We start from the raw sequence: 24953 nt of genomic DNA, 5'->3' as shown, positions 1-24953 counted from the left end.
AGCCTCTGTTCCGGAGAACAAAGAGCGTTACAGAGATAAAAAAGTACAGCGTTGTTGCTTTGTTTTGATACATACAATCACTACCCATCGAACCGCCTGCCGGCGATTCGATTAAAACTTTACTTCTTCCAGATTGTTAAAGAACGAAACAGCTTTTAATCTCTGAAAGATCAAACCTAAACCCAGGCGCCAATTGCGCTGACTTACGTTTGTACTTTCAAGAGTTAAGTAGAGTGGTGGAGGATGACGGGATCGAACCGACGACCCCCTGCTTGCAAAGCAGGTGCTCTCCCAGCTGAGCTAATCCCCCAAGGTATATCTAAAGACATAACTGGTAGGGCTGGTTGGACTCGAACCAACGACCCCCGCGTTATCAACACGGTGCTCTAACCAGCTGAGCTACAGCCCCGACTTGGACACTGCTACTGTTTCTTCTAAATTCAACAGTCGATAAGAGTGGACGCTCAATGAATTGGCTCTATAGCCAGTGCAACTCTAGAAAGGAGGTGATCCAGCCGCACCTTCCGATACGGCTACCTTGTTACGACTTCACCCCAGTCACGAATCCTACCGTGGTAAGCGCCCCCCTTGCGGTTAAGCTACCTACTTCTGGTAAAACCCGCTCCCATGGTGTGACGGGCGGTGTGTACAAGACCCGGGAACGTATTCACCGCGACATGCTGATCCGCGATTACTAGCGATTCCAACTTCATGTAGTCGAGTTGCAGACTACAATCCGGACTACGATACACTTTCTGGGATTAGCTCCCCCTCGCGGGTTGGCGGCCCTCTGTATGTACCATTGTATGACGTGTGAAGCCCTACCCATAAGGGCCATGAGGACTTGACGTCATCCCCACCTTCCTCCGGTTTGTCACCGGCAGTCTCATTAGAGTGCTCTTTCGTAGCAACTAATGACAAGGGTTGCGCTCGTTGCGGGACTTAACCCAACATCTCACGACACGAGCTGACGACAGCCATGCAGCACCTGTGTTACGGCTCTCTTTCGAGCACACCTCGATCTCTCGTGGCTTCCGTACATGTCAAGGGTAGGTAAGGTTTTTCGCGTTGCATCGAATTAATCCACATCATCCACCGCTTGTGCGGGTCCCCGTCAATTCCTTTGAGTTTTAATCTTGCGACCGTACTCCCCAGGCGGTCTACTTCACGCGTTAGCTGCGTTACCAAGTTAATTAAAACCCGACAACTAGTAGACATCGTTTAGGGCGTGGACTACCAGGGTATCTAATCCTGTTTGCTCCCCACGCTTTCGTGCATGAGCGTCAATCTTGACCCAGGGGGCTGCCTTCGCCATCGGTGTTCCTCCACATCTCTACGCATTTCACTGCTACACGTGGAATTCTACCCCCCTCTGCCAGATTCTAGCCTTGCAGTCTCCATCGCAATTCCCAGGTTGAGCCCGGGGATTTCACGACAGACTTACAAAACCGCCTGCGCACGCTTTACGCCCAGTAATTCCGATTAACGCTTGCACCCTACGTATTACCGCGGCTGCTGGCACGTAGTTAGCCGGTGCTTATTCTTCAGGTACCGTCATTAGCAAGAGATATTAGCTCTCACCGTTTCTTCCCTGACAAAAGAGCTTTACAACCCGAAGGCCTTCTTCACTCACGCGGCATTGCTGGATCAGGCTTTCGCCCATTGTCCAAAATTCCCCACTGCTGCCTCCCGTAGGAGTCTGGACCGTGTCTCAGTTCCAGTGTGGCTGGTCGTCCTCTCAGACCAGCTACTGATCGATGCCTTGGTAGGCCTTTACCCCACCAACTAGCTAATCAGATATCGGCCGCTCCAGGAGCATGAGGTTCTTGCGAAGCCCCCACTTTCATCCTTAGATCGTATGCGGTATTAGCGTAACTTTCGCTACGTTATCCCCCACTCCAGGGTACGTTCCGATATATTACTCACCCGTTCGCCACTCGCCGCCAGGTTGCCCCGCGCTGCCGTTCGACTTGCATGTGTAAGGCATGCCGCCAGCGTTCAATCTGAGCCAGGATCAAACTCTTCAGTTCAATCTCTGTTTAATGTCCTTGCGGACAGATCGCTCACTCAAAATACTGACAGGCCACTTCTTGCGAAGCGCCTATATTTCTTTTTTGTGAACATTTGATAATTTAAGTATTCAACGTCGCTTACGCTTCGTTGGCACCTTCATCAAACGCCCACACTTATCGACTGTTAATTGTTAAAGAACTTATTCTGTACTACTTCTGCCGTTTGCTACGAAGCGTTGTGTTCGTTGCAGCAGAGAGGTGAGATTATGCAGCGTTTCGCGTTTCTCGTCAACCCCTTCTTTGCTACCGCGTCTCTTTCGAAGCGGCCCCAACTGCCTGCTAACTACTTGATTTCGTTAACCCTTTCAGCGGGGAGGCGAACTATAGCAAAGCCCTCGCCGCGCTGGCAAGAACTTTCTGAGAGACCACACATTTCGTCGCCTCCGGCCCACGCCCTGCTCACCAATACACGTATTTATGTGTCATGCGGCCCCTCCCTTACGGCTGGCAGAGAGTTGAACTCATCATCAGTGAAGAGCCGGGAGCGCGTCAGAAACCGGCGTCCCGTCCCATTGTCCAGAGAGAACATCCCGCCGTTGCCCGCGACCACGTCGATGACCAGCTGCGTATGCTCCCAGTAGGCGAATTGATCACGTCCCATATAGAAGGCGGCGCCGTGCAGGTCGCCCAGGTACACATCGGTATCGCTGATATTGAATTCGCCGTCCGGATAGCACATCGGGGCGCTGCCATCGCAGCAGCCGCCCGACTGAAAGAACATGACCGGCCCATGCCGCGCGCGCAACTCGTCAATCATCGCGCGCGCGGCATCGGTTGCGACCACGCGTGAAAGCGCGTCACCCATGCGAAACTCCCGTGCGGTTAAAAGAAGCCCATCGCGTTCGGGTTGTAGCTGACCAGCAGATTTTTGGTCTTCTGGTAGTGATCGAGCATCATCTTGTGATTTTCCCGCCCGATGCCCGATTGCTTGTACCCACCAAACGCGGCATGCGCCGGATAAAGGTGATAGCAGTTGGTCCACACGCGCCCAGCTTCAATAGCGCGGCCCACGCGGAAGGCGCGCGAACCGTCACGCGTCCACAAACCGGCGCCAAGTCCATACAGGGTATCGTTGGCGATGCGCAGGGCATCGGCTTCGTCGGTAAAGGTGGTCACCGACACTACCGGACCAAAGATCTCTTCCTGGAAGATGCGCATCTTGTTATCGCCCTTGAACACGGTCGGCTGCACGTAATAGCCGCCTTCCATCTCGCCAGGCTGCATATTGCGCTCGCCGCCGGTGAGCAATTGGGCGCCTTCCTGCTTGCCGATGTCGAGATAGGAGAGGATTTTCTCCAGCTGCTCCTGCGACGCCTGCGCGCCGATCATGGTCGACGCATCGAGCGGATTTCCCTGCTTGATCGCCGCCACCCGCTCCAGCGCGCGGGCAATGAATTTGTCGTAAATCGATTCCTGAATCAGCACGCGCGACGGACAGGTGCACACTTCGCCCTGGTTCAGCGCGAACATGGCAAACCCTTCCAGGCACTTGTCGAAAAACGCGTCGTCCGCATCCATCACGTCGGCAAAGAAGATATTCGGCGATTTTCCGCCCAGTTCCAGCGTGACGGGAATCAGGTTTTGCGCCGCGTATTGCATGATCAGGCGGCCGGTAGCGGTCTCGCCCGTGAAGGCGATCTTGGCGATGCGTTTGCTCGATGCAAGCGGCTTGCCCGCCTCCAACCCGTAACCATTCACAATATTGAGCACGCCCACTGGCAACAGGTCGCCGATCAGCTCGATGAACACCATGATCGACGCCGGCGTTTGCTCAGCGGGCTTGAGCACGACGCAATTGCCCGCCGCCAGCGCCGGCGCAAGCTTCCACACGGCCATCAGGATCGGAAAATTCCAGGGAATGATCTGCCCCACGACGCCCAATGGTTCGTGGAAATGGTAGGCATACGTTTCGTGGTCGATCTGTGCGACCGATCCTTCCTGCGCGCGTATGCACCCGGCAAAGTAACGGAAATGGTCGATGGCCAGCGGAATGTCGGCCGCGGTCGTCTCGCGGATGGGCTTGCCGTTGTCGATGGTCTCCGCGGTGGCCAGCAGGCTGAGGTTCTCCTCCATCCGATCGGCAATTTTATTCAGGATATTCGCGCGCTCGCCCTGCGACGTCTTGCCCCACGCTTCCCGGGCGGCATGCGCGGCATCCAGCGCCAGCTCGATATCTTCCGCACTCGAGCGCGCTATCTCGCAAAACACCTGCCCGGTGATCGGCGTGACGTTGCCGAAATACTCGCCCTTCACCGGCGCAACAAATTTTCCACCAATGTAATTGTCGTAGCGTTGTTTGAACGGGTTGGCCACGCCCAGCTTGCTGATATCTGCGAGATTCATGTCGTCCTCTTCCTTTATGGTTATATACCGGGAATCTCAGCATAGACGCAGATCAAAAGGAGTGCCTGCGCAAACGCAAAGAATTGTCAACGGCTACCGACAGGCTAGTCCTTTCGTTAGTGCTCTGGCGCACATTAGACCAGCGGGGCATCCGTGCTCCCTGCAGGATTCGGGCGGCCCGCGTATATTGCGTACCGACGCCAAAAATCCACCGGAGAACCCATGAAGCAGCACCCGTTTCGCTTGAATTACATCGCCACCTTATTCGCCCTGAGCGCGGCAGGCATGGCAGCGGCGGCCGCACCCGACGCGCCAGTCAACGCGCCGCTGGCCGATGTGATCGTTATCAGCGGAAGCCGGGTCGAGCACACCAGTTTCGACCTGCCGGCAGCCATCGATGTGCTCGATGCGGCACGCATCCGTGACGGCCAGTTGCGCGTCAACGCATCGGAATCGCTCAGCGCGGTACCCGGCCTGGTGGCCCAGAATCGCCAGAATTACGCACAGGACCTGCAGATTTCCTCACGCGGCTTCGGCGCCCGTTCCGCCTTCGGCGTGCGCGGCGTGCGCCTGATTGCCGACGGCATCCCTGCCACCATGCCCGACGGACAGGGACAAGCTGCAACCTTCAACCTCGACATGGCTGAGCGCATCGAAGTGCTGCGCGGCCCCTTCTCCGCCATCTACGGCAACCATTCCGGCGGCACCGTGCAGCTGTTCACGCGCGACGGCCAGGGCCGGCCAAGCGTGGAAGGCACGGTCATCGGCGGCAGCAACGGCACGCGCAAGGTCGACGTCAACGCGCAAGGAGCGGCCAACGGCATCGGCTACGTGATCGACACCTCCCGCTTCGAGACCGATGGCTACCGCGCGCACAGCGCCGCCACGCGCGACCAGAGCTTCGCCAAGCTGACCCTGGCGCCCACCAGCACCAGCAAGCTGACCCTGACCGCCAGCGCCCTGAGCCAGGATGACACGCAAGATCCGCTCGGCGTCACCTGGGCCACTTACCAGCGCGACCCGCGCGCCGGCGAAACCGATGCCACCGATACACAAATTCCCAAGCGCACCATTGCCGACCGCTACAACACGCGCAAGAGCATTGACCACAAACAAGCCGGCGCCGCCTTCGAGCAGCGCCTGGGCGACGACCGCCTGCGTGCGATGGTGTACGGCGGCAATCGCCAGGTCATCCAGTACCAGGCCTTCTCGAAATTCGTGCAGACGCCCGCCAGCCAGTCCGGCGGCGTGGTCGATTTCGACCGCGACTTTTACGGCGCGGACATCAACTGGCTGAGCGTGCGCAGCATGGCTGGCGGCAAGCTGAGCACCACCATCGGCATCGATTACGGCCGCTCCACCGACGAGCGCCAGGGCTACGAGAATTTCATGGGCAACCAGTTCGGATTGCAGGGCAAGCTGCGCCGCGACGAAAGCAACGCCGTATCCAGCGTTGACCCGTACGCCCAAGCCGAATGGCAAGGCGGCGACTGGGTATTGACGGCCGGCCTGCGCCACAGCCGCATGAAGGTGTCGGTGGATGACCGCTTTGTTACCAATGGCAACGACAGCGGCGGCGTCAGCTACCGCCACACGACGCCGGTGCTCGGCGCCTTGGTCAAAATCTCGCCGACCATCAATGTGTACGCCAGCGCGGCGCGCGGCTTCGAGACGCCGACCTTGAACGAGCTGTTCTATTCCGGCGCCGGCGCCGGCTTCAACTTCGCGCTCAAGCCCGCCACCAGCACCCATGTGGAAGCGGGCGTGAAAGCCTATCTCGGCAGCAATACACGCATCAACGCCGCCTTGTTCCACGTTAAAACCAGTGACGAGCTGGTGGTCGATATCTCGGGCGGCGGGCGCACCAGTTACCGCAATGCCAGCGAAACCCTGCGCAAAGGCGCGGAAGTCTCTCTGGACAGCAACTTCGGCGCGGGATTCAGTGGACGCTTGGCAATGACGGCCTTGAACGCCACCTACCAGCAGGGATTCGGCAACGTCGCTGCCGGCAGCCGCTTGCCCGGCGTACCCAAGGCCAACCTGTTCGGCGAGCTGGCATGGAAAAGCAGCGGCGATGGCTTCGGCGCGGCGCTGGAAACCATCGCCAGCAGCAAGATATATGCGGAAGACGCCAACGCGGACGTCGCCGCGCCGGGATACGCGATTCTCAATGCGCGCTTCCAGGCCAAGCAGTCCCTGGGCGGATGGCGCCTGAAACAGTTCGTGCGCTTGAATAACCTGAGCGACCGCCGGTATGTGGGATCGGTGATCGTCGGCGACGCCAACAAGCGCTTTTATGAAGCGGCGCCCCAGCGCAACTGGCTGGCGGGCGTGAGTGCGCAGTACGTATTCTGATTTGTCGGAAACCGGCGCGGCTGAAAAAACCGGCCGCTACCCGGCGTCGGGATTGGCTCGGGCATATGCCCGGACAATGAGCACCGGCGCCGCGCCAAACGGAATGAAGACGAGACTAAATCCCAGGAAAAATCCCAGCAGGACCTCGTGCAGCGCAGGCCCCTGTTGCTCTTCTATCGGCTGATATTGGTCCGGGCTATTTCTCGCAACGCTCAGAACGCCAAGGAGTCCGATAAAAATCCCGATCACCAGTGGGGCGAGCAAGGTTTCGCGCTCGGGCAAGGACAGTTTCATCGGGCGGACCTCGGCAGCATGACAGGGCTTAAAAAATTGCTTTACTAGCCATCTTTCACGAAAAGCAAGATCAGACAGGCCCCGGATACAGCTTTGCCAGGGTCGCGCGCGCCACCGTCGTTGCAATCGCCTCGACGTCGGCGGCCGCCTTGCCGGCCTCGCCCTCCGCCCGCAGCGCCTGCCACAGCCCGGCCAGCTTCCCGGCCTGTTGCGCCACCGCATCCTCCACCTCGGCCTGCCAGAACGCCGGCGCCTCGCCTTCGACGAAATTGCCGCGCCCGCGTCCGAAGTGGGCCACCGCCAGATAACGCAGGATGCTACTGACCAGCAAAGTCTGCAGAAAATCGTCGGCGAACTGCATGGTGGTGCGGTTGCGGTCGGTGCTGGTGTTAAAACCCCAGGCCGCCCCGGCCGCCGTCAGCGCGCCCACCACGCCGCCCAGCAGCGCTCCCGCGCCGAAAGTCAATCCGCCCGCCATCAGATCGGCCGACAAGCCCGTCGCCGCGCCCGACACCACCGCACCGAGCAGCCCGGCCTGGGCCCGGTCGACCGGCGCGCGCACGGTAAAATTCTTGCTCACGCGCGCGTTGATCTTGGGCGCCTCGCTCGGATCGAGTTTGTGCAGCGCCAGCAGACGCGCGGTGGTGGCCGCAATGTTCTGGTTGAGCCGGTCGATCAGCACCGCCATGGCCCGTTCCTGCCGCTGCTGGTCGTTCTTGCCCAGGCCCACCACTTTCATGGCCGACTTGAGCAAGGTCTTTTCATCCGCCTCGACCGGCTCGCTGTCGCGCGCGGCGCCAGCCAATTGCGCGCTGGTGATGCGCATCGATTCAAGGAAGCGTTCGCGGTTATTCGACTCCCACAGCGCAAACAGGCGCGCGTAGCCGGCCTGCTTGGACTCATCGACCAGCTTGCCGACCGCCTCGTAAAACACCCGCTCATGCACCCAGCAGCGCGCAAAGGCATCGAGCGCCAGCACGTCGCGCACGATCTTGTACTGGTCCAGATGCTGTTTCCAGCGCGTCTGTTCTTCCTGTTCTTCATTGGCGGGACGCGGCGGACCCAGCTGGTTGAGCAGCACCACGACCGGTTTGCCGAGCCACTCCAGGATGCGCATTTCGGCCGGCAAATACCCGGCATCACGCGGATGTTCGGACGAGTTGACCAGATACAGCACCACGTCCGCTTCATCGCGCGCGGTGCGCAGCGCCTGCTGGCTGAGCCAGAACGGACGGTCGCGGTAGCGGTCCAGCACTTCGCGCAGGAACCAGCCGATCGGATTGCCCGACATGGCCAGCCGCTTGAACAGGCGCACCGAATCGCCGAAACCAGGCGTATCCCACAGTTGCAGGGTATCGCCCTCGTTTGTTTTGAGCAGCAGGTGCGACTCGGCAAAGATGGTCACGTGGGCGGCATCGCGCACCTCGCCCACGTCCACGCCGACCAGCGTACGCGCCAGGGTGGTCTTGCCGTTGTTGGTATGCGAGATCAGCGCAAACTGGATGTGGTCAGGGGTATCGCTCATGATGCCTTCGATAAACTAAGTCCGGCGCCGGGCTCCAGCGGGCGGCGCTCGGGATCGAGCAGGTTGACGATGGTCGCCGGGGCGCGGTGGAAGTTGCAGAACTGTTGCCACAGCGCGATACGCTCGGCCAGCCGCACATCGTCCCCGTCCTGCGCAACGCTGCGCTCGACCAGCGCCGACTCATCGATCAGCACGGCAATGCCGCGCTTGGACGAGCGCACCAGATAATCGAGAAAAGCGCCCTGGTTTTCCTTTTCCGGCGTCGCGGCCAGGCTGAACAGCACGGCGGTCGCCGTCACGTTCGGATCGTCCGCCGTCAGGTCGCGCAGGGAATCGACGGCTTCCTCGCCATAGCCGGAGGACGGGCGCAGCATCACCCGGGCCTGTTCGCCGAACAGGGTGACCGCCACCTGCGAAAGTCCCTTGTCGCGCGCCTCGTCGAGCGTAAAGCTGTACGGCAGCACGCGCAGCACAGCCGGCGCGGTGGTGCCGGCCTCGCCGTTCAGCTTGCGGAAATACGGCTGTTCCAGGTCCAGCGGAAAGCGATTGTGCATCCGCTGCGCGCGCCAATGCGCCACCCCGGCCAGAATCAGGCGCGGCAGCACCACCAGCAGCAGCAAGGTTGCGCCATATAAATGCACCCATCTGGCCCCGCCCACCCCGCTCGGCGTCTTGGAAAAGTGCAGGGCCTCGATATCGGCGACACTGAAGCCCTCCAGCGGCAACAGCGCCATGGCCGGCGCGAACAGGGCCGACAGGATGGCATGCACCTGCCCGGCGCCCAGGAAGGTGCTTTCCCAGCCGGCCACATATTCGGACAGAAAACCGCGCGCATACAGCGACAGGACCGCGCCCAGGGCAAACATGGCGGCGGCCAGATGCATGGTGCGCGCCAGGCGCGCGAGGGTCAGCTTGGCGCTCAGCTCGGTCCACTGCAGGCTGAAATCGGCCAGCGCGGACGCCAGCACATTCGGCAACTTGCGCGGCAGCGTCAATTGCGCTCCGCTCAGGCGCCGCAGCAAGGCCGGCGAGACCCAGCCGTTCTTGCGCGCGGGCACGAACAGCCAGGCCAGCAACAGCAGGTACACCGCTACATTCCATCCGATAATCGCCAGCAGCGGCGCCGACAGCAGGTCGACCCGGTGCGGGTCGCCAATGCGATCGACCGCGGCGCCGAGCACCAGCGCCAGCAGCGGCAAGCCCAGCGACAGCGCCTTGAAGCCGGCACGCCGCCGCGCAATAGCCGCGAAAGCGGGCGTGCGTTCGCCCAGGCGCTTGAGGATCTGCTCGGCCCTCTGCTGCAAAAAATGCTCGTTCGTTACCGCCGCCTTGCTGTCGGACGCCTGCCACTGCGCCAGTTCCCTGGCGCTGCGGCTGGCATACAGGCGATCGTCGTCGCTGAGTATCTCGTGCTTGCCGTCCATTGTTTCGACGGAGCGTACCAACACCACGTCCCGTGCAACCTGCTCGTTCATGTTCTTCCTGTTTTCTTTTAACGAAATCTTTTGTATGAAGCGACAACATTCACAGGCCAATTGTGCCGCACTTTGCCGCATTGTGCCGACACACGCTGGTCTCCGAGAAACGACGCAGCGTGAGTGTGCTATCTTAGCGCGGAATTTTCTTGACACTTTCTTATCTATCTCCACGATGCGCCTCCCTGACATACTTTCCACCCACGACCCATTGCTGGCCAGCGAACTGGCCCAAGCGATCGACAACAAGACCAAGCCGCTGGGCAGCCTGGGCGCGCTCGAAACGCTGGCCCGGCAGATTGGCCTGATCCAGCAAACGACCAAGGTCGCGCTGCACAAGCCGGCCATCCTCGTGTTCGCGGCCGATCACGGCGTGGTGGCAGAAGGCATCTCGGCCTATCCGCAAAGCGTCACCTGGCAGATGGTCGAGAACTTCCTGTCCAAGGGCGCGGCCATCAATGTGTTCGCGCGCCAGAACGGCTGCGCGCTGCAGATCATCGACGCCGGCGTGAACCACGATTTCGGCAAACGCGTGGCCCTGATGGACTGCAAGGTCGGACGCGGCACCGCCAACTTTGCCCAGAAGCCGGCCATGAGCTGGGCCGAATGCGCCGCCGCCCTGGCGCACGGCATGCGCATCGTCGGCAACCTGGAAGGCAATGTGATCGGCTTCGGCGAAATGGGAATCGGGAACACCACCGCCGCCGCCGCGCTGATGCACAAGCTGACCGGCGTGCCGGTGGCCGATTGCGTCGGCGCCGGCACGGGTTTGTCGCCCGAGGGCGTGCTGCACAAGCAAGACGTGATCGAGGCGGCGGTCGCCCTGCATGGCGAGATGAGCGAGCCGCTCGACATCCTGGCCACCTTCGGCGGCTTCGAGATCGCCATGATCGTTGGGGCCATGCTCAAGGCGGCCGAGCGGCGCATGGTGCTGCTGATCGACGGCTTCATCGTCAGCAGCGCGCTGCTGGTGGCGGCGCGCATGCAGCCGGCCATCCTCGACTACTGCGTATTTTCGCACTGCTCGGACGAAGCGGGCCACGCGCGCATGCTCGAACACCTCAAGGCCAGGCCGCTGCTCAACCTCGGTCTGCGCCTGGGCGAAGGCACCGGTTGCGCCCTGGCGCTGCCGCTGCTGCACGCGGCCGTCAACTTCCTCGGCGAGATGGCCACCTTCCAGTCGGCGCGCGTCAGCGGCCAGTCGGCGTAAGTACAGACCATGGCCAGCATCGTCCACCAGTGCCGGCTGTTCTTCATCGCGCTGCAATTCTTCACCCGCGTGCCGATTCCGGGCTGGGTCGGATTCGACCCGTCCTGGCTGCACCATGCGTCGCGCTATTTTCCGCTGGTCGGCGTGGTGGTGGCGGCGGTGGCCGCGGCGGTGTATGCCGGCGCGTCATTGCTATGGCCGGCCCCGGTGGCGGTGCTGCTGTCGACGGCGGCGGCGATCTACCTGACCGGCGCCTTCCACGAGGACGGCCTGGCCGACATGTGCGACGGCTTCGGCGGCGGCTTGAGTACCGAGCGGGTGCTGGAGATCATGAAGGACTCGCGCATCGGCACCTACGGCGCGGTCGGCATGGGGCTGACGGTGGCGCTCAAATGCGCGCTGCTGTCCTTTTTTTCCGTACCCGCCGCTATCGCCGCGCTGTTCATCGCCCATCCCTTGTCGCGCCTGGCGGCGGTGAGCCTGATCTGGGAAATGGAATATGCGCGCGCCGATGGCAAGGCCAAGCCGATGGCCCAGCATATGAGCAACCGTGAATTCGGCATCGCCTGCGCCTGCGCTGGCGTGCCTGCACTGGCGCTGGCCACGGCCGGCATGGTGCCCTGGCTTGCGCTGCTCACCAGCGTGACCGGGGCCGCGCTGGTGGCGTGGTGGCTGGGCGCCAAGTGCCTGCGCCGCATCGGCGGCTATACCGGCGACTGCCTGGGCGCCGTGCAGCAAGTGGCCGAAGTGGTCATTTACCTGGCGCTGCTGGCGTTTTTCCATCACGGCCTCTGGGGCTTAGAATGCGCCTGTACCTGGTACGCCACCTGGCGCCGCAAGTAGCATCCGGCGTGTGCTACGGGCGCACCGACCTCGCTGTCGATCCTGATTTGCAGGCGCTGGCCCTGCCCGCCCTGCGCGCCACCCTTCCCCCCGGCGTACCGGTATTTTCCAGCCCGTTGCGGCGCTGTGCCATGCTGGCTGAGTCAATCGGCGGCGCGGCGGTGCGGTATGACGCGCGCCTGGCCGAACTCGATTTCGGCGACTGGGAAATGCGCCGCTGGGACGACATCGACCGTGCCGGCGTCGACGCCTGGGCCGCCGACATGGCCCGCTACCGCCCCGGCGGCGGCGAAAGCGTGACCGGCATGGCGCAGCGCGTGTCCGCGTTTTATGCCGACTGCATGCGCGCGCAGGCACCCTGCGCCATCGTCATCTGCCACGCCGGCACCATCCGCCTGCTGTCGGCACGCGCGCGCGGCCTGGGTCCCGAGGCCATGGCGCTGGAAGCGGCGCAGCGTCCCCACGCCATCGCCTACGGCGAGACCGTCATCATCGACTGTGTATAATTATCGGGTTTTGGTGCCCGCGCCCATGTCCATGAGCGCAGTTAAACTGGGAAACACGAAGCCTGCAACAGGCCAACGTGTGCTGCCCCCGCAACGGTAAGCAAATGTCGCTGACATGGCGACGAGCCGCCTCGTATGACCACTGTGCATTTGGCATGGGAAGGTGAGACGGCCGCATTTGCCAGCCCGGATACCGGCCAGGACAGGTGGGAACGCGCAGGATTTGCGCGTTCCTTTTCAATCTGGCCAACGGGGACGTCGGCCGGTTGCTCGCAATCGCATTCACTGAAGATTTGTCATGACCTTTCCTGTTGTACGCCACGCGGCCCTGACGTCGCTCGCGCTAGCTTTTACTTCCCCTTGTGCCCTCGCCGACAGCGCCGCCGATACGGCCGGTGCCGCCGTCATCATCACCGCCACGCGCGCGCCGCAACCGTCCAGCGAGGTGCTGAGCGACCATGTGCTGATCAGCGCCACCGACATCGCACGTTCCGGTGCGAGCAGCGTCGTCGAACTGCTGCAAAAGCAGCGCGGTATCGAAATCACGCGTAACGGCGGTCCGGGTACCGCATCGCAAGTGTTCATTCGCGGCGGCGACGCCAAGCAGACCGTGGTACTGGTCGACGGCGTGCGCATTGGCTCGTCCACGATCGGCATCGCCAACTGGGCCACCCTGCCGCTGGCGAACGTCGACCGCATCGAAATCGTCTACGGCCCGCTGGCCACCATGTACGGCGCCGACGCCATCGGCGGCGTGGTGCAGATTTTCACCCGGCGCGGCGCCGGAGCGCCAAACGTCACGGCCGCTGTTGAAGCGGGCAGCGACAAGGCGCGCTCGATGGCGTTCGGCGTGGCCGGCGCCAGCGAAGGCGAGAACAGCATCAGCTACGCGTTCGGTGTGTCGAAGGATAAGGATGACGGCTTCTCGGCCACCAAACCGGGCAATTTCTCCTACAACCAGGACAACGACGGCTATGCGCGCGACAGCGCCAGCGGCCAGCTGGGCATCGTGCTGGCCAAGGGCCACGAAGCGGGCCTCCTGTACCTGCACAGCCACCTCAAGTCGCAGTACGATGCGGGCGCGGGTCCCTTCGACGTGCGCAGCGTGCAGAACATGGACAACATCGCCGTGTACTCGAAACACGAGATCACGCGCAACTGGAAAGTGAGCCTGCAGGCATCCGAGGCCGACGACAAATCGGTCAACTTCTCCAGTGCGGCGAGCAGCAACCGTATCGACACGCGCCTGCACGCCTACAGCATGCAGAATGACATCGCTTTGGGTAGCGACCTGCTGCAACTGGTTCTGGAACGCCGGGTGGAAGACGTGTTCGCCGACACCACGCGCGCCTTGAACGCCAGCCGCGCGACCAATTCCGTGGCTGCGGCCTACTCGCTCAAGCGCGGCAACCATCTGGCCAGCGCCAGCGCGCGGCGCGACGACAGCACCCAGTACGGCAACAAGGTCACCGGCGGCGTCGGCTACGGCTACAAACTCACGCGCGCGCTGCGCGTGAACGCCAGCGCCGGCACCAGCTTTCGCGCACCGACGTTCAACGAACTGTATTACCCCGGTTACGGGGTCGACGCCAACAAGCCCGAACAAGGCAAGAACGTCGAAGGCGGCGTGTATTACAACGATGGCACGCTTGAAGCCAGCGCGGTCTACTACCGCAACCGCCTGCAAGACCTGCTGGTCAACACCATCATATGTCCGGTCCAGCAGGATACGCATCCATACGGCTGCGCCTACAACGTCAACCGCGCCACCCTGGAGGGCATCAGCCTCGGCGCGCGTACCCGCATGGGCGCCTTCGACATGAGCGGCTCGCTCGACCTGCAAGACCCGCGCGACGACACCACCGGCAAAAACCTGCAGCGGCGTGCCAAGCGCCACGCCAAATTCGCCATCGAGTACACGGCGGGGGCGCTGGTTGCCGGCGCGGGCGTGCACCTGTCCGGCAAGCGCTTCGACGACCTGGCCAACCGCAACACGCTGCCCGGCTACGGGCTGGTGAACCTGTTTGCCGAGTATCGCTTTGCGCCCGACTGGTCGGCCGTGCTACGGTTGAACAACGTCGCCGACAAACAGTATGAACTGGCGCGCACTTACGCCACCGCCGGCCGCCAGGTGTTTGCCGGCATCCGCTACGGCAGCAAATAGGAATCGCATGCATCCGTTCTTTCGCAACATGCGCCACCGGGCCAGCGTCGTCATCACGGCGCTCTCCTTGCTGGCATTGGCAAGCCTGGTAGTCGCCGGGATGGTCGGCTCGGTGCCGGTCCCGCTGGCGGAGATGCCGGGCGCGCTGATGGCGCTTGCGAAAGGCAATACCTCGACCCTGGCCGCCACCCTGCTCGACCTGCGCCTGTCGCGCGCGCTGGTCGCTTTTGTGACAGGCGGCGCGCTCGCGCTGGCCGGCGTGATGATGCAAGCCTTGCTGCGTAATCCCCTGGCCGAGCCGTATGTACTCGGCATCTCGGCCGGCGCCTCGGTCGGCGCGCTGGCCGCGCTGCTGTTCATGTGGGCCATGTGGATGGTCGACCTGGCTGCATTCGCGGGCGCGGTGGCCGTCTCGATGCTGCTGTATCTTTTGGCGCGGCGCGACTTGCGCGGCAATGCGGCGGCCGAAGGCGGCTCGTCCCTGCTGCTGCTGACCGGCGCGATTATCTCCACCTCCTGCATCGCGCTGGTGACCTTGATGCTCTCGATCGCGCCCGAAAGCCGCTTGCGCAGCATGATTTTCTGGATGATCGGCGACATAGCCGGCGCTCCTTTGCGCCCGCTGCCGTGGATCGTGCTCGCCGTGGGCCTGGCTTTCGCCCTGCGCAGCGCCCGGTCGCTGAACGTCCTGGCGCTGCACGCGGAAGCCGCCGCCACCCTTGGGATTCGCGTCAGCGCACTGCGCAAGGGCCTGTTTTTCTGTTCCGGTATGCTGACCGCCAGCGCCGTCACCAGCGCCGGCAGCATCGGCTTCGTCGGCCTGATCGTGCCGCATGCCTGCCGTTTCGCCTGCGGACCCGATCACCGCCTGCTGATCCCCGCAGCCACGCTGGCCGGCGGCGCCTTCCTGGTGCTGGCCGATACGCTGGCGCGCACCGTGCTCGCGCCGCAGCAGCTGCCGGTGGGCGTCATCACCGCGCTGATCGGCGCACCCGTCTTCCTGTATCAACTCCACCGGCTGAACCGCTCATGATGATCGAAGCGCGCCAACTACTACTTACCGCCGGCAGCCGCACGCTGGTGGCAAACCTCGACTGGCAAGTGCACAGCGGCGAATCGTGGTGCATCATCGGCCGCAATGGCGCCGGCAAAAGCACGCTGATGCGCACCCTGGCCGGCCTGCGCGAGCCCGATGGCGGCAGCATCGCCATCGGCGGGCGCGCGCTCAAGGACTGGCCGCTAGAAGAGCTGGCACGCCAGCGCGCCTTCTTGCCGCAGGCGCGCAGCGACGCCTTTGCCTACCGCGCCATCGAAACCGTGCTGGCTGCGCGCCATCCCTACCACGCCAACCGCTACTGGGAAGGCAGTGACGACTACACCATCGCGCACGCCGCCCTGGCATCGATGGAAGTGGCCGACCTGGCCGAACGCGACGTGCGCACCCTGTCCGGCGGCGAACGCCAACGCGTGGCGATTGCCGCCATGCTGGCGCAGGATACGCCCCTGCTGCTGCTCGACGAACCGGCCAACGCGCTCGACCTGGCGCACCAGCACAGCGTGATGCGCCTGCTGGCAAAGCTGTGCCGCGAGCAGGGCAAGACGGCCGTGATGATCGGCCACGACCTGAACCTGGCGCACCAGGCGTCGAGCCACGCGCTCCTGATGATGGGCGACGGCGAATGGCTGGCCGGCCCGGTCGACGAGGTGATGCAAGCACCGGTCCTGAGCCGCTACCTGGGCCACCCGATTGAAGTCCTTCCCCACGGCGCCCGCCGTATTTTCATCCCAACCGAGGAATCCGCATGATCGACGACACCGCAAACAGCGAACTGAATGAACGCCACCGCGTCCGCATGGAACGCAAGAAGGCCATCATCGACCAGAAGATCGCCGAGGCGCAGAAGGAAATCGGCATCATCATCGTCAATACCGGTAACGGCAAGGGTAAAAGTTCGAGCGGCTTCGGCATGGTGGTGCGCGCGATGGGGCACGGGATGAAGGTGGCGGTGGTCCAGTTCATCAAAGGCGCGATGTCGACCGGCGAAGAAAAATTCCTGCGCCGCTTCCCCGACGAAGTGAGCTTTCACGCCATGGGCGAAGGCTACACCTGGGACACCCAGAACCGCGAGCGCGACATCGAAAAGGCCGAGGAAGCCTGGGCGCTGGCCAAGGGCTTCCTGTCCGACCCGACGATCGGCCTGGTGCTGTTCGACGAACTCAATATCGCGCTCAAGTACAAATACCTGGACGTCCATGCCGTCATCGCCGACCTGCTCGACCGGCCCGACATGCAGCACGTGGTCATCACCGGGCGCGGCGCGCCGGACGAACTGATTGCGATTGCCGACACGGTGACCGACATGACGGTGGTCAAGCATGCATTCAAGGCCGGGATTGCGGCGCAGGCCGGGACGGAATTCTGATGACTGACCACGCAGACGTGCGCGTGCTGCTGGTGGCCGCCGTATCGTCCGGCCAGGGCAAGACCACCGTGACGGCCGCCCTGGCGCGCGCATTGGTACGGCGCGGCCAGCGCGTGCGCGTCTTCAAGTGCGGCCCCGATTTCATCGACCCCATGCTGCTGGAACGCGCCAGCGGCGCGCAAGTCGGCTCGCTCGACCTGTGGATGGTCGGGCGCGAACAATGCCGCAGCCAGCTGGCCGCGGCCGCGCTGGAAGCCGATGTGATCCTGATCGAAGGCGTCATGGGCCTGTACGACGGCACGCCCTCGTCGGCCGACCTGGCGCGCGAGTTCGGCCTGCCGGTGATGGCGGTGATCGACGCCTCGGCCATGGCGCAAACCGCCGGCGCGCTGGTGCACGGCCTGCGCGATTACGGCCCGGTGGAGATGGCGGGCGTGATCGCCAACCGCGTCGCCAGCAAGGGGCACGGGGCGATGGTCGCCGCTTCGATGCGCGACATTCCACTCATCGCCATTCTGCCGCGCCAGACCAAGACGCTGCCCGAACGCCATCTGGGCCTGGTGCTGCCGTCCGAAGTGCAGGATGTGGATGGCCTGCTCGACCTGCTGGCCGACCAGCTGGAGTTCGACGACGACGCCTGGGCGAAACTGCGCAGCACGCGCATCGACCTCACCGCGCGCGTGGAACCGCCAGCCGCGCTGCTGGCGGGGCGTACCATCGCCATTGCGCGCGACGCCGCCTTTGCCTTCCTGTACCCGGCCAACCTGGACACCCTGCGCGCGCTGGGCGCCACCCTCGCCTTCTTTTCGCCGCTGGCCGACGATGCGGTGCCGGCGCAGGCCGATGCGGTGTACCTGCCCGGCGGCTATCCGGAGCTGCACGGCGAGACGCTGGCCGCTGCCGCGCGCTGGCGCGGATCGATCCGCGCCGTGTATGCGGCAGGCATGCCGATTCTCGCGGAATGCGGCGGCATGATGGCGCTGGCCGATTCGCTGGCCGACCAGGCGGGCAAGGTGTGGCCGATGGCCGGCCTGCTCGAAGGCAGCGTGACGATGCAGGCGCGCATAGCGGGCCTCGGTTCGCAAGGGCTTGAGACGCCGCACGGCCTGCTGCGCGGGCATACCTTTCATTACTCGAAGCTTGAAACCGGCGTCGCACCAATGGCGCACACGGTCAAGCATCCGAGCGGTGCCAGCGGCGAGGCGGTGTACCGCGCCGGGTCCTTGAGCGCATCGTACTTCCACGCCTACTTTCCATCCTGTCCGGCCGCGGTGGCGGCCCTGTTTTCAAGGAGCGAGGCATGACGACCACGCTGATCCTGGGCGGCGCGCGTTCGGGCAAAAGCTCGTACGCCGAAAAACTGGCGCTCGAATCGGGCAAGGAGGTGGTCTATATCGCCACCGCCCGCCCCGGCGATGGTGAAATGGCGCAGCGCATCGCAACCCACCGGTCGAGCCGCCCGGGAAGCTGGACCACCATCGAAGAGCCGCTGCTGCTCGGCGACGCGATCCTGCGCTGCAGCGAGCCGGATACCCTGGTGCTGGTCGACTGCCTGACCCTGTGGCTGACCAACCTGATTTTCTCGGTCGACCAGGACTTCCCGGAAGTGGGCGTGATCGACCTGCCGGACATTTTCTACGAACAGTGCGACACGCTGCTGGCCGCCCTGCCGGAAGCGCCGGGCGACGTGATCCTGGTATCGAACGAAGTGGGGCTCGGAATCGTTCCTTACGGCGCCGTGTCGCGCTGCTTCACCGACGAGGCGGGGCGGCTGAACCAGGCCGTCGCCAAGGTGTGCGACCGCGCCCTGTTCATCGTGGCCGGCATGCCGCTCACGCTGAAAGGCCAGGCATGCTGAGTGGGCTGACGCTGGCGCAGGTGGCACTGCTGCTCGCCGGCGGCGTGCTGCTTGACCTGCTGCTGGGCGAAGCGCGCCGCTTTCATCCGCTGGTCGGCTTCGGCAATCTGGCCAACCGCATCGAGCGCGCGCTCAATCGTGGGCAAGGCCGCTTTGCGCGCGGCGTGCTGGCGTGGGCGCTGGCGGTGCTGCCGCTGGCGGCATTGGGCGCGCTGCTGTGCTTCGGGACAGGGCTGGCCGCGCACGCTGTCCTGCTGTACTTCTGCCTGGGTTTTCGCAGCCTGCGCGACCATAACCTGCCGATAGCGCAGGCGCTGGAAAGCGGCGACCTGGCGCAGGCGCGCCTGCTGACGGCGCGCATCGTCAGCCGCGATACCGCCAGCGCCAGCGAAGCCGATCTGGCCAAGGCCAGCGCCGAATCGCTGCTTGAAAACGGCAACGATGCGGTGTTCGGCACCCTGTTCTGGTTCGTGGTGGCCGGCGGCGGCGGCGCACTGCTGTTCCGGCTGGCGAACACGCTCGACGCAATGTGGGGCTACAAGAGCACCCGGTTTCTGCAATTCGGATGGGCGGCGGCGCGCATCGACGATGCACTCAATTTCGTTCCGGCGCGCCTGACCGCGCTCTCGTATGTGCTGCTGGCCGATCACCGGCGCGCCGCCTGGGAATGCTGGCGCGCGCAGGCGCCGGGCTGGCCAAGCCCGAACGCGGGCCCTGTGATGGCCAGCGGCGCCGGCGCGCTGGGCCTGGCGCTGGGCGGCAGCGCCACCTATGACGGCGTGGCCGAACAGCGCCCTCCGCTGGGACGCGGGCGCGCCGCGCAGGCGGGCGATATCGCGCGCGCCTGGAAGCTGGTGCGTGCCACCGCGCTGCTGTGGCTTGGCGTGGCCGCGCTAGCGGCCCTATTGACGGGAGCACTTCATGCTTGAACACGGCGGCAATCTGCGCGCGGCGTCGATTCGCTTCAACCGTCCACTGGCTGACTGGCTGGACCTGTCGACGGGACTGAACCCCACATGGTATCCGGCGCCGCAACTGGCGGACAATGCGTGGCACCGCCTTCCGGAGACTGATCCTGAACTGGTGCGGGCGGCGAGCGCCTTCTACGGTGCGCCGCGCATGCTGGCCGTGGCCGGCACGCAGGCCGCGATCCAGGCGCTGCCCCAGCTACGGGCGCCATCGCGTGTGGTGGTGGCCGCGCCCTCATACGCCGAACACGCGCATCACTGGTCCAGGCATGGGCACAGCATGCGCGAGGTGGAATACGACGCGCTTGATGCGGCGCTGCCCGACTGCGATGTACTGGTGCTGTGTAATCCGAATAATCCAACCGGTGCCACCGTGGCACCGGAACGCTTGCTGGACTGGGCCGCGCAGTTGGGCCGGCGCGGTGGATGGCTGGTGGTGGACGAAGCCTTTGGCGACACGGCGCCGCACCTGAGCGTGGCCGCGCACAGCGACAGTCCCGGTTTGATCGTACTGCGCTCGGTAGGCAAATTCTTTGGCCTGGCCGGCGTGCGCATGGGCTTTGTGGGCGCGCATGCGCCCTTGCTGTCGCAGCTCGCCGATTTGCTCGGGCCGTGGACGGTCAGCGGTCCGGCGCAGCAGGTTTCAACGGCGGCGCTGGGCGATGCTGCGTGGCAGGAAGCGATGCGCGCGCGGCTTGCCAGCGAAGGCACTCGCTTGCGAACGCTGCTCGCTGCGAATGGCATCGCGTCGAGCGGCACCGACCTGTTTCAATGGTGGCCGGAGGCGCAGCCGGAAGCATTCTGGCAGCACATGGCCGAGCGCGGAATCTGGGTGCGGCTGTTTCCCAAGGCAGCGCGGGGCATCCGCCTTGGCCTGCCGTTAGATGAAGAAGGATGGTGGCGCCTGGCGCTCGCCCTGGAAGAATGGAACCGAGGATCACGATGAAAATATTGTTTGCTGCCCTTGCCGGCATGATTGCATTGAATGCCAGCGCAGCCATCACGGTCCACGACGACGATGGCAAGCCGGTGACCTTGCAAAAGCCCGCCCAGCGCGTGATTGCACTGGCGCCGCATGTGACCGAGATGCTGTACGCGGCCGGCGGCGCGGAGCGCCTGATTGCCGCCGTCGCCTATAGCGACTATCCGGAAGCGGCCAAGCGCCTGCCGCAAGTGGGCAGTAACAGCGGGATCGACATGGAACGCATCGCCGCATTCAAGCCGGACCTGATCGTGGTCTGGTTGCATGGCAGTTCGGCGCGCCAGATCGATCAGATCCGCGCGCTCGGCATTCCCCTGTTCCACAGCGAGCCGCGCAAACTCGATGACATCGCCACCAACCTGACACGCCTCGGAAAGCTGATGGGAACCGAAGCCGTTGCCGCCCCGGCGGCGGCCGACCTGCGCAAGCGCCTCGGCGCGCTGCAGCTCAAATATGCCAAGCGCGCGCCGGTGCGCATGTTTTACCAGGTGTGGGACAAGCCACTCTACACGCTCAACGATGGCCATATCCTGAGCGATGCCATGCTCCTGTGCGGCGGCGAGAACGTATTCGGCAAACTGAAAGTCACCGCGCCGGTGGTCACGGTGGAGGCTGTGCTGGAGGAAGATCCGGAGGCGCTGTTCAGCGGCGAACGCAGTCCCACGGACGTCGGTTTGAATCTCTGGAAGCCGTACACCACCATGACGGCGGTCAAGCGCGGGAACCTGTTCAGCATTGACGGCAACCTGCTTAATCGTTCGGGTCCGCGCATGGTCGCCGGCGCCGAACTGCTGTGCGAAAAACTCGACATCGTGCGCCAGCGCCGTACCAAGCCATGAGCCGCTTCCCTTATCACACCCTGATGGTGCAGGGGACCACATCGGACGCGGGCAAGAGTACCGTCGTGGCGGCCCTGTGCCGCCTGCTGAAAAACGAAGGCGTCACGGTGGCGCCGTTCAAACCGCAGAACATGGCCTTGAACAGCGCGGTGACGGCCGACGGCGGCGAGATCGGCCGGGCGCAGGCGCTGCAGGCGATTGCCGCCGGCGTGGCGCCGCACACGGACATGAACCCGGTGCTGCTCAAGCCATCGAGTAACATCGGCGCGCAGGTGGTCATTCACGGCAAGGTGCGCGCCGAGATGAATGCGCGCGACTACCATCAGTACAAGACGGTGGCGATGGGTGCCGTGCTCGAATCGTACGCGCGCCTGCGCCAGCAGTACCAGGCGATCGTGGTGGAAGGCGCGGGCAGCCCGGCGGAGATCAACCTGCGCGACCGCGATATCGCCAACATGGGTTTTGCCGAGGCGGTGGACTGCCCGGTGATCCTGGTGGCCGACATCGACCGCGGGGGCGTGTTCGCGCACATTGTCGGCACGCTGTCGTGCCTGTCGCAGAGCGAGCGTGACCGGACCATCGGTTTCGTGATCAACCGCTTTCGCGGCGATATCTCGCTGCTGGAACCGGGCCTGGACTGGCTGGAACAGCAGACCGGCAAACCGGTGCTGGCGGTGCTGCCGTATCTGCAAGGGCTGTTCCTCGATGCGGAAGACGCGGTGCAGGCGGTGCAGGCCTCGCGCGGGGCCTTCAAGGTGGTCGTGCCGTCGCTGCCGCGCATGAGCAATCACACGGACTTCGATGCGCTGCGCGTGCATCCGGATGTGGACCTGCAGTTCGTGCGCCAGAACGAGGCCAAGCCGGCGTGCGACCTGCTGATTATCCCGGGTAGTAAAAACACGCGCGGCGACCTGGCCTATCTGCTCGACGAGGGCTGGGGGCCGTATATCGACAAGCACCTGCGCTACGGCGGCAAGGTCATCGGCATTTGCGGCGGCTTCCAGATGCTGGGGCGTGAGGTGGCCGATCCGAACGGCGTGGAAGGCGAGAGCGGCATGACCGAGGGTCTCGGCCTGCTCGATATGCGCACCGAGCTGACCACCGAAAAACGCCTGGCGCAAGTGGCGGGCCGCTGCGCCTTTGCCGATGCCGAGGTGGCGGGCTACGAGATTCACATGGGCGTTTCCAGTGGCGCTGCACTCGATACGCCGGCGTTCCACATCGATGGCCGGGCCGAAGGTGCGCGCTCAGGCGACGACCGGATCCTGGGCAGCTACCTGCACGGTATGTTCGATCACCCGCAAGCTTGCGCCGCGCTGCTGCGCTGGGCGGGGCTCGACAGCACAAACACAGTGGACACCAACCAACTGCGCGAGGCCAGCCTGGAGCGCATTGCGCAAGCCGCGCGTCCCTTGTACGACGCGCTGTGTGCTATAAAATAAGGCATTTTCCAGTTGTTGCAAAAACGTCAGCGGAGCGCACTTTGCGCGGTTGACGCTCAGACTACATGTGTAGAATGTGAGCAATAATTTAATCTGTGGAAGTGCCATGTTATCAATGATTAAGGTTGTGCGAACCTTTCCTTCGGTTCGGATTCTGTCCAGCTCGGGCGGGCTGCCGGTCGAAGTGTCACTGATCGCGCAACTGGTACATGGCTCGGGTAATCATTTGTTCGCCAGCGTATCGGCGCGACAACAGCAACATCAGGAGTTTGTCGACGAGCTTGACGAGCCATCGGCCAAGCTGGGGGGCACCAATTTCGATAAAGGCGATCCGACCTCGCTGTACTCCTTCGTTGTCGGCCCCAAAGGGCACCCTTTCCACCGGCACGCCGGGCATCGCATTTTCACGGCAATTTCCGGCAGCGGCGGCGCGCAGTTGCGCTTTTCCAGCGCGTCCACGGCGCAGATCGATGAAGACCCGCAAAGTTTCCTGCGCGCGCTTCAATGCATCAATATCCCGCCGGACTGCATGTTCACCGTGCGCTTCGGCGGCGAGACCTGGCACCAGTTCGCGCCGCTGACGCGCAACAGCCCGCATCCGGTGTTTTTCGCGCTGTCCTGCCACACCAACGAGCTCGGCGGCGACTTGTCCGAAGACCTGCGGCAACAGGTCATGGCGAACGAAGCCAGTATTCCCTCGCTGACCTCGCTTCTGCCGCCGGAAGTGGCCGATTTGCTCGACGCGGCAATGGCCAAGGGGCAAGTTGCCACTGTCGACCTGTCGCTGGAAGCGCCGCCGGGCACCTTGCAACGCGCGATGTGCTACACGGCACGCGGCACCGTCGGCACGATTCTCGGCAAATGGGGCGCGTGGCGCCGCTCGAAGGGCTTTGTGTCGCATCACGGCGACGGAAGCGAAGTGCGCGAGCTGGATGCCACGCCGGCCGGATCGTTGCTGCTGAAGCAATTCGAGGGCACGCCGTTTCATCATGAAGATACGTTTACCCTGACCATGCCGCTGTCCAGCTTCCAGGAGAGCAATGCGACGGCGCTGCTGACCCGCCTGCTCGATGGCTTCATGGAAAATCCGCCGCGCGGCGTCACGCGCATGATGGCCGTGCGCAATGTGCTGGTACGGCCGATGGGATTGCGGACCTCGTCGCTGGGCTGTCCGGTGTCGTCGCTGCTCTCGCCGGACAAGAGCCGGCTGTTCTCGAACCGTTTTCCGGTGCTCGAGCAAAGCACGGACGAGCATAATACGCGCGCGCAAGTGGTGCTGGGCGCGGACGACAAGCATCTATCGTTTCGCTCCTGCGTGGCGGCGCGCATCGTCAAGGGCGGCCAGGTGGAGTTCAGCCTGGGCTCGCGCGTGCGCTGCAAGAACCTGTTCGGGCGCTTTTATATGTGGGCGATCGACCGCACTCACCGCGCGTATGTGACGCCGACCATGCTGCGCATGGCGGTGGCGCATGCGACGATCCAGGCGCCGGCCGATGCGCTGGGCAGCGCGGCGGTATTGGGTGGGTGAGCACTTCCGGCGCATCCCCTCGCCGCCGCCGCAAATAACCTGATTTTCCCGATGTCGATGTCGATATCAGCCACTCCGTAACGTCGTATGGTTAGCGGGTCAGCATGCACTCCGGTGCCTTTGCCC

The 24953-nt window shown here is 63.7% G+C and carries 20 protein-coding genes, 2 tRNA genes, 1 rRNA gene and 1 riboswitch; of the genes, 15 read left to right on the top strand and 8 right to left on the bottom strand.

Annotated elements, in window-relative coordinates:
• Positions 1-234: 234 nt before the first annotated feature.
• From CR152_RS06380 to adh, 5 genes are all read right to left on the bottom strand, one after another.
• Positions 235-310: transfer RNA gene (locus CR152_RS06380), tRNA-Ala, on the bottom strand.
• 22 nt (positions 311-332) lie between these two features.
• Positions 333-409: transfer RNA gene (locus CR152_RS06375), tRNA-Ile, on the bottom strand.
• 90 nt (positions 410-499) lie between these two features.
• Positions 500-2030: ribosomal RNA gene (locus CR152_RS06370) — 16S ribosomal RNA — on the bottom strand.
• A 457-nt stretch (positions 2031-2487) separates the two neighbouring features.
• Entirely contained in the window at positions 2488-2877 is a 390-nt protein-coding gene (locus tag CR152_RS06365; RefSeq protein ID WP_099874162.1) for a DUF779 domain-containing protein, read from the bottom strand.
• Positions 2878-2894: 17 nt separating this feature from the next.
• The gene (gene adh / locus CR152_RS06360; protein WP_099874161.1) at positions 2895-4415 is read right to left on the bottom strand and encodes an aldehyde dehydrogenase; all 1521 of its coding nucleotides are present in this window, start codon (positions 4413-4415) and stop codon (positions 2895-2897) included.
• A 222-nt stretch (positions 4416-4637) separates the two neighbouring features.
• Between adh and CR152_RS06355 the strand changes: the two genes are divergently transcribed.
• Entirely contained in the window at positions 4638-6770 is a 2133-nt protein-coding gene (locus CR152_RS06355) for a TonB-dependent receptor family protein (protein WP_099874160.1), read from the top strand.
• Positions 6771-6806: 36 nt separating this feature from the next.
• Here the strand turns inward: CR152_RS06355 and CR152_RS06350 are convergent, their stop codons facing one another.
• From CR152_RS06350 to CR152_RS06340, 3 genes are all read right to left on the bottom strand, one after another.
• Entirely contained in the window at positions 6807-7064 is a 258-nt protein-coding gene (locus CR152_RS06350) for a hypothetical protein (protein WP_099874159.1), read from the bottom strand.
• A gap of 70 nt (positions 7065-7134) precedes the next feature.
• Positions 7135-8589 carry a DUF3482 domain-containing protein gene (locus CR152_RS06345; protein ID WP_099874158.1) on the bottom strand — a complete coding sequence of 485 codons (1455 nt, stop codon included), beginning with the start codon at positions 8587-8589 and terminating at the stop codon, positions 7135-7137.
• The gene (locus CR152_RS06340; RefSeq protein ID WP_099874157.1) at positions 8586-10064 is read right to left on the bottom strand and encodes a DUF2868 domain-containing protein; all 1479 of its coding nucleotides are present in this window, start codon (positions 10062-10064) and stop codon (positions 8586-8588) included. The genes CR152_RS06345 and CR152_RS06340 overlap by 4 nt, the downstream gene beginning before the upstream one ends.
• Positions 10065-10239: 175 nt before the next feature.
• Here CR152_RS06340 and cobT point away from each other — a divergent pair, with 175 nt between their 5' ends.
• The 14 genes from cobT to CR152_RS06270 all read left to right on the top strand — a co-directional run bounded on the left by cobT (position 10240) and on the right by CR152_RS06270 (position 24827).
• Positions 10240-11274: a nicotinate-nucleotide--dimethylbenzimidazole phosphoribosyltransferase gene (cobT, locus tag CR152_RS06335; RefSeq protein WP_099874156.1), complete on the top strand. Its 1035-nt coding sequence runs from the start codon at positions 10240-10242 to the stop codon at positions 11272-11274.
• Positions 11275-11283: 9 nt separating this feature from the next.
• Positions 11284-12117, top strand: coding sequence for an adenosylcobinamide-GDP ribazoletransferase (locus CR152_RS06330; RefSeq protein WP_099874155.1), 834 nt, complete (start codon positions 11284-11286; stop codon positions 12115-12117).
• The gene (locus tag CR152_RS06325) at positions 12078-12623 is read left to right on the top strand and encodes a histidine phosphatase family protein (protein WP_099874154.1); all 546 of its coding nucleotides are present in this window, start codon (positions 12078-12080) and stop codon (positions 12621-12623) included. The genes CR152_RS06330 and CR152_RS06325 overlap by 40 nt, the downstream gene beginning before the upstream one ends.
• Positions 12618-12839: riboswitch (cobalamin riboswitch) on the top strand. It overlaps the preceding gene by 6 nt.
• Before the next feature lie 82 nt (positions 12840-12921).
• Positions 12922-14787, top strand: a complete 1866-nt coding sequence (locus CR152_RS06320) for a TonB-dependent receptor plug domain-containing protein (protein WP_099874153.1) — start codon at positions 12922-12924, stop codon at positions 14785-14787.
• A gap of 7 nt (positions 14788-14794) precedes the next feature.
• Positions 14795-15820: a FecCD family ABC transporter permease gene (locus tag CR152_RS06315; protein ID WP_099874152.1), complete on the top strand. Its 1026-nt coding sequence runs from the start codon at positions 14795-14797 to the stop codon at positions 15818-15820.
• On the top strand, positions 15817-16593 hold the full coding sequence (locus tag CR152_RS06310) for an ABC transporter ATP-binding protein (RefSeq protein WP_441295161.1): 777 nt from the start codon (positions 15817-15819) through the stop codon (positions 16591-16593). Before CR152_RS06315 ends, CR152_RS06310 begins: the two co-directional genes overlap by 4 nt.
• The gene (gene cobO, locus CR152_RS06305; RefSeq protein ID WP_099874151.1) at positions 16590-17210 is read left to right on the top strand and encodes a cob(I)yrinic acid a,c-diamide adenosyltransferase; all 621 of its coding nucleotides are present in this window, start codon (positions 16590-16592) and stop codon (positions 17208-17210) included. The genes CR152_RS06310 and cobO overlap by 4 nt, the downstream gene beginning before the upstream one ends.
• Positions 17210-18514: a cobyrinic acid a,c-diamide synthase CobB gene (locus CR152_RS06300; RefSeq protein ID WP_099874150.1), complete on the top strand. Its 1305-nt coding sequence runs from the start codon at positions 17210-17212 to the stop codon at positions 18512-18514. Before cobO ends, CR152_RS06300 begins: the two co-directional genes overlap by 1 nt.
• On the top strand, positions 18511-19068 hold the full coding sequence (gene cobU, locus CR152_RS06295; RefSeq protein ID WP_099874149.1) for a bifunctional adenosylcobinamide kinase/adenosylcobinamide-phosphate guanylyltransferase: 558 nt from the start codon (positions 18511-18513) through the stop codon (positions 19066-19068). Before CR152_RS06300 ends, cobU begins: the two co-directional genes overlap by 4 nt.
• Positions 19062-19997, top strand: a complete 936-nt coding sequence (cbiB, locus tag CR152_RS06290; RefSeq protein ID WP_099874148.1) for an adenosylcobinamide-phosphate synthase CbiB — start codon at positions 19062-19064, stop codon at positions 19995-19997. Before cobU ends, cbiB begins: the two co-directional genes overlap by 7 nt.
• Positions 19990-20982, top strand: coding sequence for a threonine-phosphate decarboxylase CobD (cobD, locus tag CR152_RS06285; RefSeq protein ID WP_099874147.1), 993 nt, complete (start codon positions 19990-19992; stop codon positions 20980-20982). The genes cbiB and cobD overlap by 8 nt, the downstream gene beginning before the upstream one ends.
• Complete coding sequence (locus tag CR152_RS06280) at positions 20979-21857, top strand: cobalamin-binding protein (RefSeq protein WP_099874146.1); 879 nt, start codon at positions 20979-20981, stop codon at positions 21855-21857. The genes cobD and CR152_RS06280 overlap by 4 nt, the downstream gene beginning before the upstream one ends.
• Positions 21854-23299, top strand: coding sequence for a cobyric acid synthase (locus CR152_RS06275; RefSeq protein WP_099874145.1), 1446 nt, complete (start codon positions 21854-21856; stop codon positions 23297-23299). Before CR152_RS06280 ends, CR152_RS06275 begins: the two co-directional genes overlap by 4 nt.
• A gap of 127 nt (positions 23300-23426) precedes the next feature.
• On the top strand, positions 23427-24827 hold the full coding sequence (locus CR152_RS06270; RefSeq protein WP_229413297.1) for a DUF2867 domain-containing protein: 1401 nt from the start codon (positions 23427-23429) through the stop codon (positions 24825-24827).
• Positions 24828-24953: the final 126 nt, after the last annotated feature.

Source organism: Massilia violaceinigra, from assembly GCF_002752675.1.
Taxonomy (GTDB): domain Bacteria; phylum Pseudomonadota; class Gammaproteobacteria; order Burkholderiales; family Burkholderiaceae_D; genus Telluria_A; species Telluria_A violaceinigra.
This window is presented reverse-complemented; position numbering and strand designations above follow the sequence as displayed.

Bases quoted from the DNA above. Each gene is read 5' to 3' on its own strand.
- CR152_RS06330 (WP_099874155.1), top strand. From the start codon at position 11,284: ATGGCCAGCATCGTCCACCAGTGCCGGCTGTTCTTCATCGCGCTGCAA.
- CR152_RS06320 (WP_099874153.1), top strand. From the start codon at position 12,922: ATGACCTTTCCTGTTGTACGCCACGCGGCCCTGACGTCGCTCGCGCTA.
- cobT (WP_099874156.1), top strand. From the start codon at position 10,240: ATGCGCCTCCCTGACATACTTTCCACCCACGACCCATTGCTGGCCAGC.
- CR152_RS06345 (WP_099874158.1), bottom strand. From the start codon at position 8,589: ATGAGCGATACCCCTGACCACATCCAGTTTGCGCTGATCTCGCATACC.
- CR152_RS06365 (WP_099874162.1), bottom strand. From the start codon at position 2,877: ATGGGTGACGCGCTTTCACGCGTGGTCGCAACCGATGCCGCGCGCGCG.
- adh (WP_099874161.1), bottom strand. From the start codon at position 4,415: ATGAATCTCGCAGATATCAGCAAGCTGGGCGTGGCCAACCCGTTCAAA.
- cbiB (WP_099874148.1), top strand. From the start codon at position 19,062: ATGCTGAGTGGGCTGACGCTGGCGCAGGTGGCACTGCTGCTCGCCGGC.
- cobU (WP_099874149.1), top strand. From the start codon at position 18,511: ATGACGACCACGCTGATCCTGGGCGGCGCGCGTTCGGGCAAAAGCTCG.
- CR152_RS06325 (WP_099874154.1), top strand. From the start codon at position 12,078: ATGCGCCTGTACCTGGTACGCCACCTGGCGCCGCAAGTAGCATCCGGC.
- cobO (WP_099874151.1), top strand. From the start codon at position 16,590: ATGATCGACGACACCGCAAACAGCGAACTGAATGAACGCCACCGCGTC.
- CR152_RS06300 (WP_099874150.1), top strand. From the start codon at position 17,210: ATGACTGACCACGCAGACGTGCGCGTGCTGCTGGTGGCCGCCGTATCG.
- CR152_RS06310 (WP_441295161.1), top strand. From the start codon at position 15,817: ATGATGATCGAAGCGCGCCAACTACTACTTACCGCCGGCAGCCGCACG.
- CR152_RS06315 (WP_099874152.1), top strand. From the start codon at position 14,795: ATGCATCCGTTCTTTCGCAACATGCGCCACCGGGCCAGCGTCGTCATC.
- CR152_RS06350 (WP_099874159.1), bottom strand. From the start codon at position 7,064: ATGAAACTGTCCTTGCCCGAGCGCGAAACCTTGCTCGCCCCACTGGTG.
- CR152_RS06275 (WP_099874145.1), top strand. From the start codon at position 21,854: ATGAGCCGCTTCCCTTATCACACCCTGATGGTGCAGGGGACCACATCG.
- cobD (WP_099874147.1), top strand. From the start codon at position 19,990: ATGCTTGAACACGGCGGCAATCTGCGCGCGGCGTCGATTCGCTTCAAC.
- CR152_RS06355 (WP_099874160.1), top strand. From the start codon at position 4,638: ATGAAGCAGCACCCGTTTCGCTTGAATTACATCGCCACCTTATTCGCC.
- CR152_RS06280 (WP_099874146.1), top strand. From the start codon at position 20,979: ATGAAAATATTGTTTGCTGCCCTTGCCGGCATGATTGCATTGAATGCC.
- CR152_RS06340 (WP_099874157.1), bottom strand. From the start codon at position 10,064: ATGAACGAGCAGGTTGCACGGGACGTGGTGTTGGTACGCTCCGTCGAA.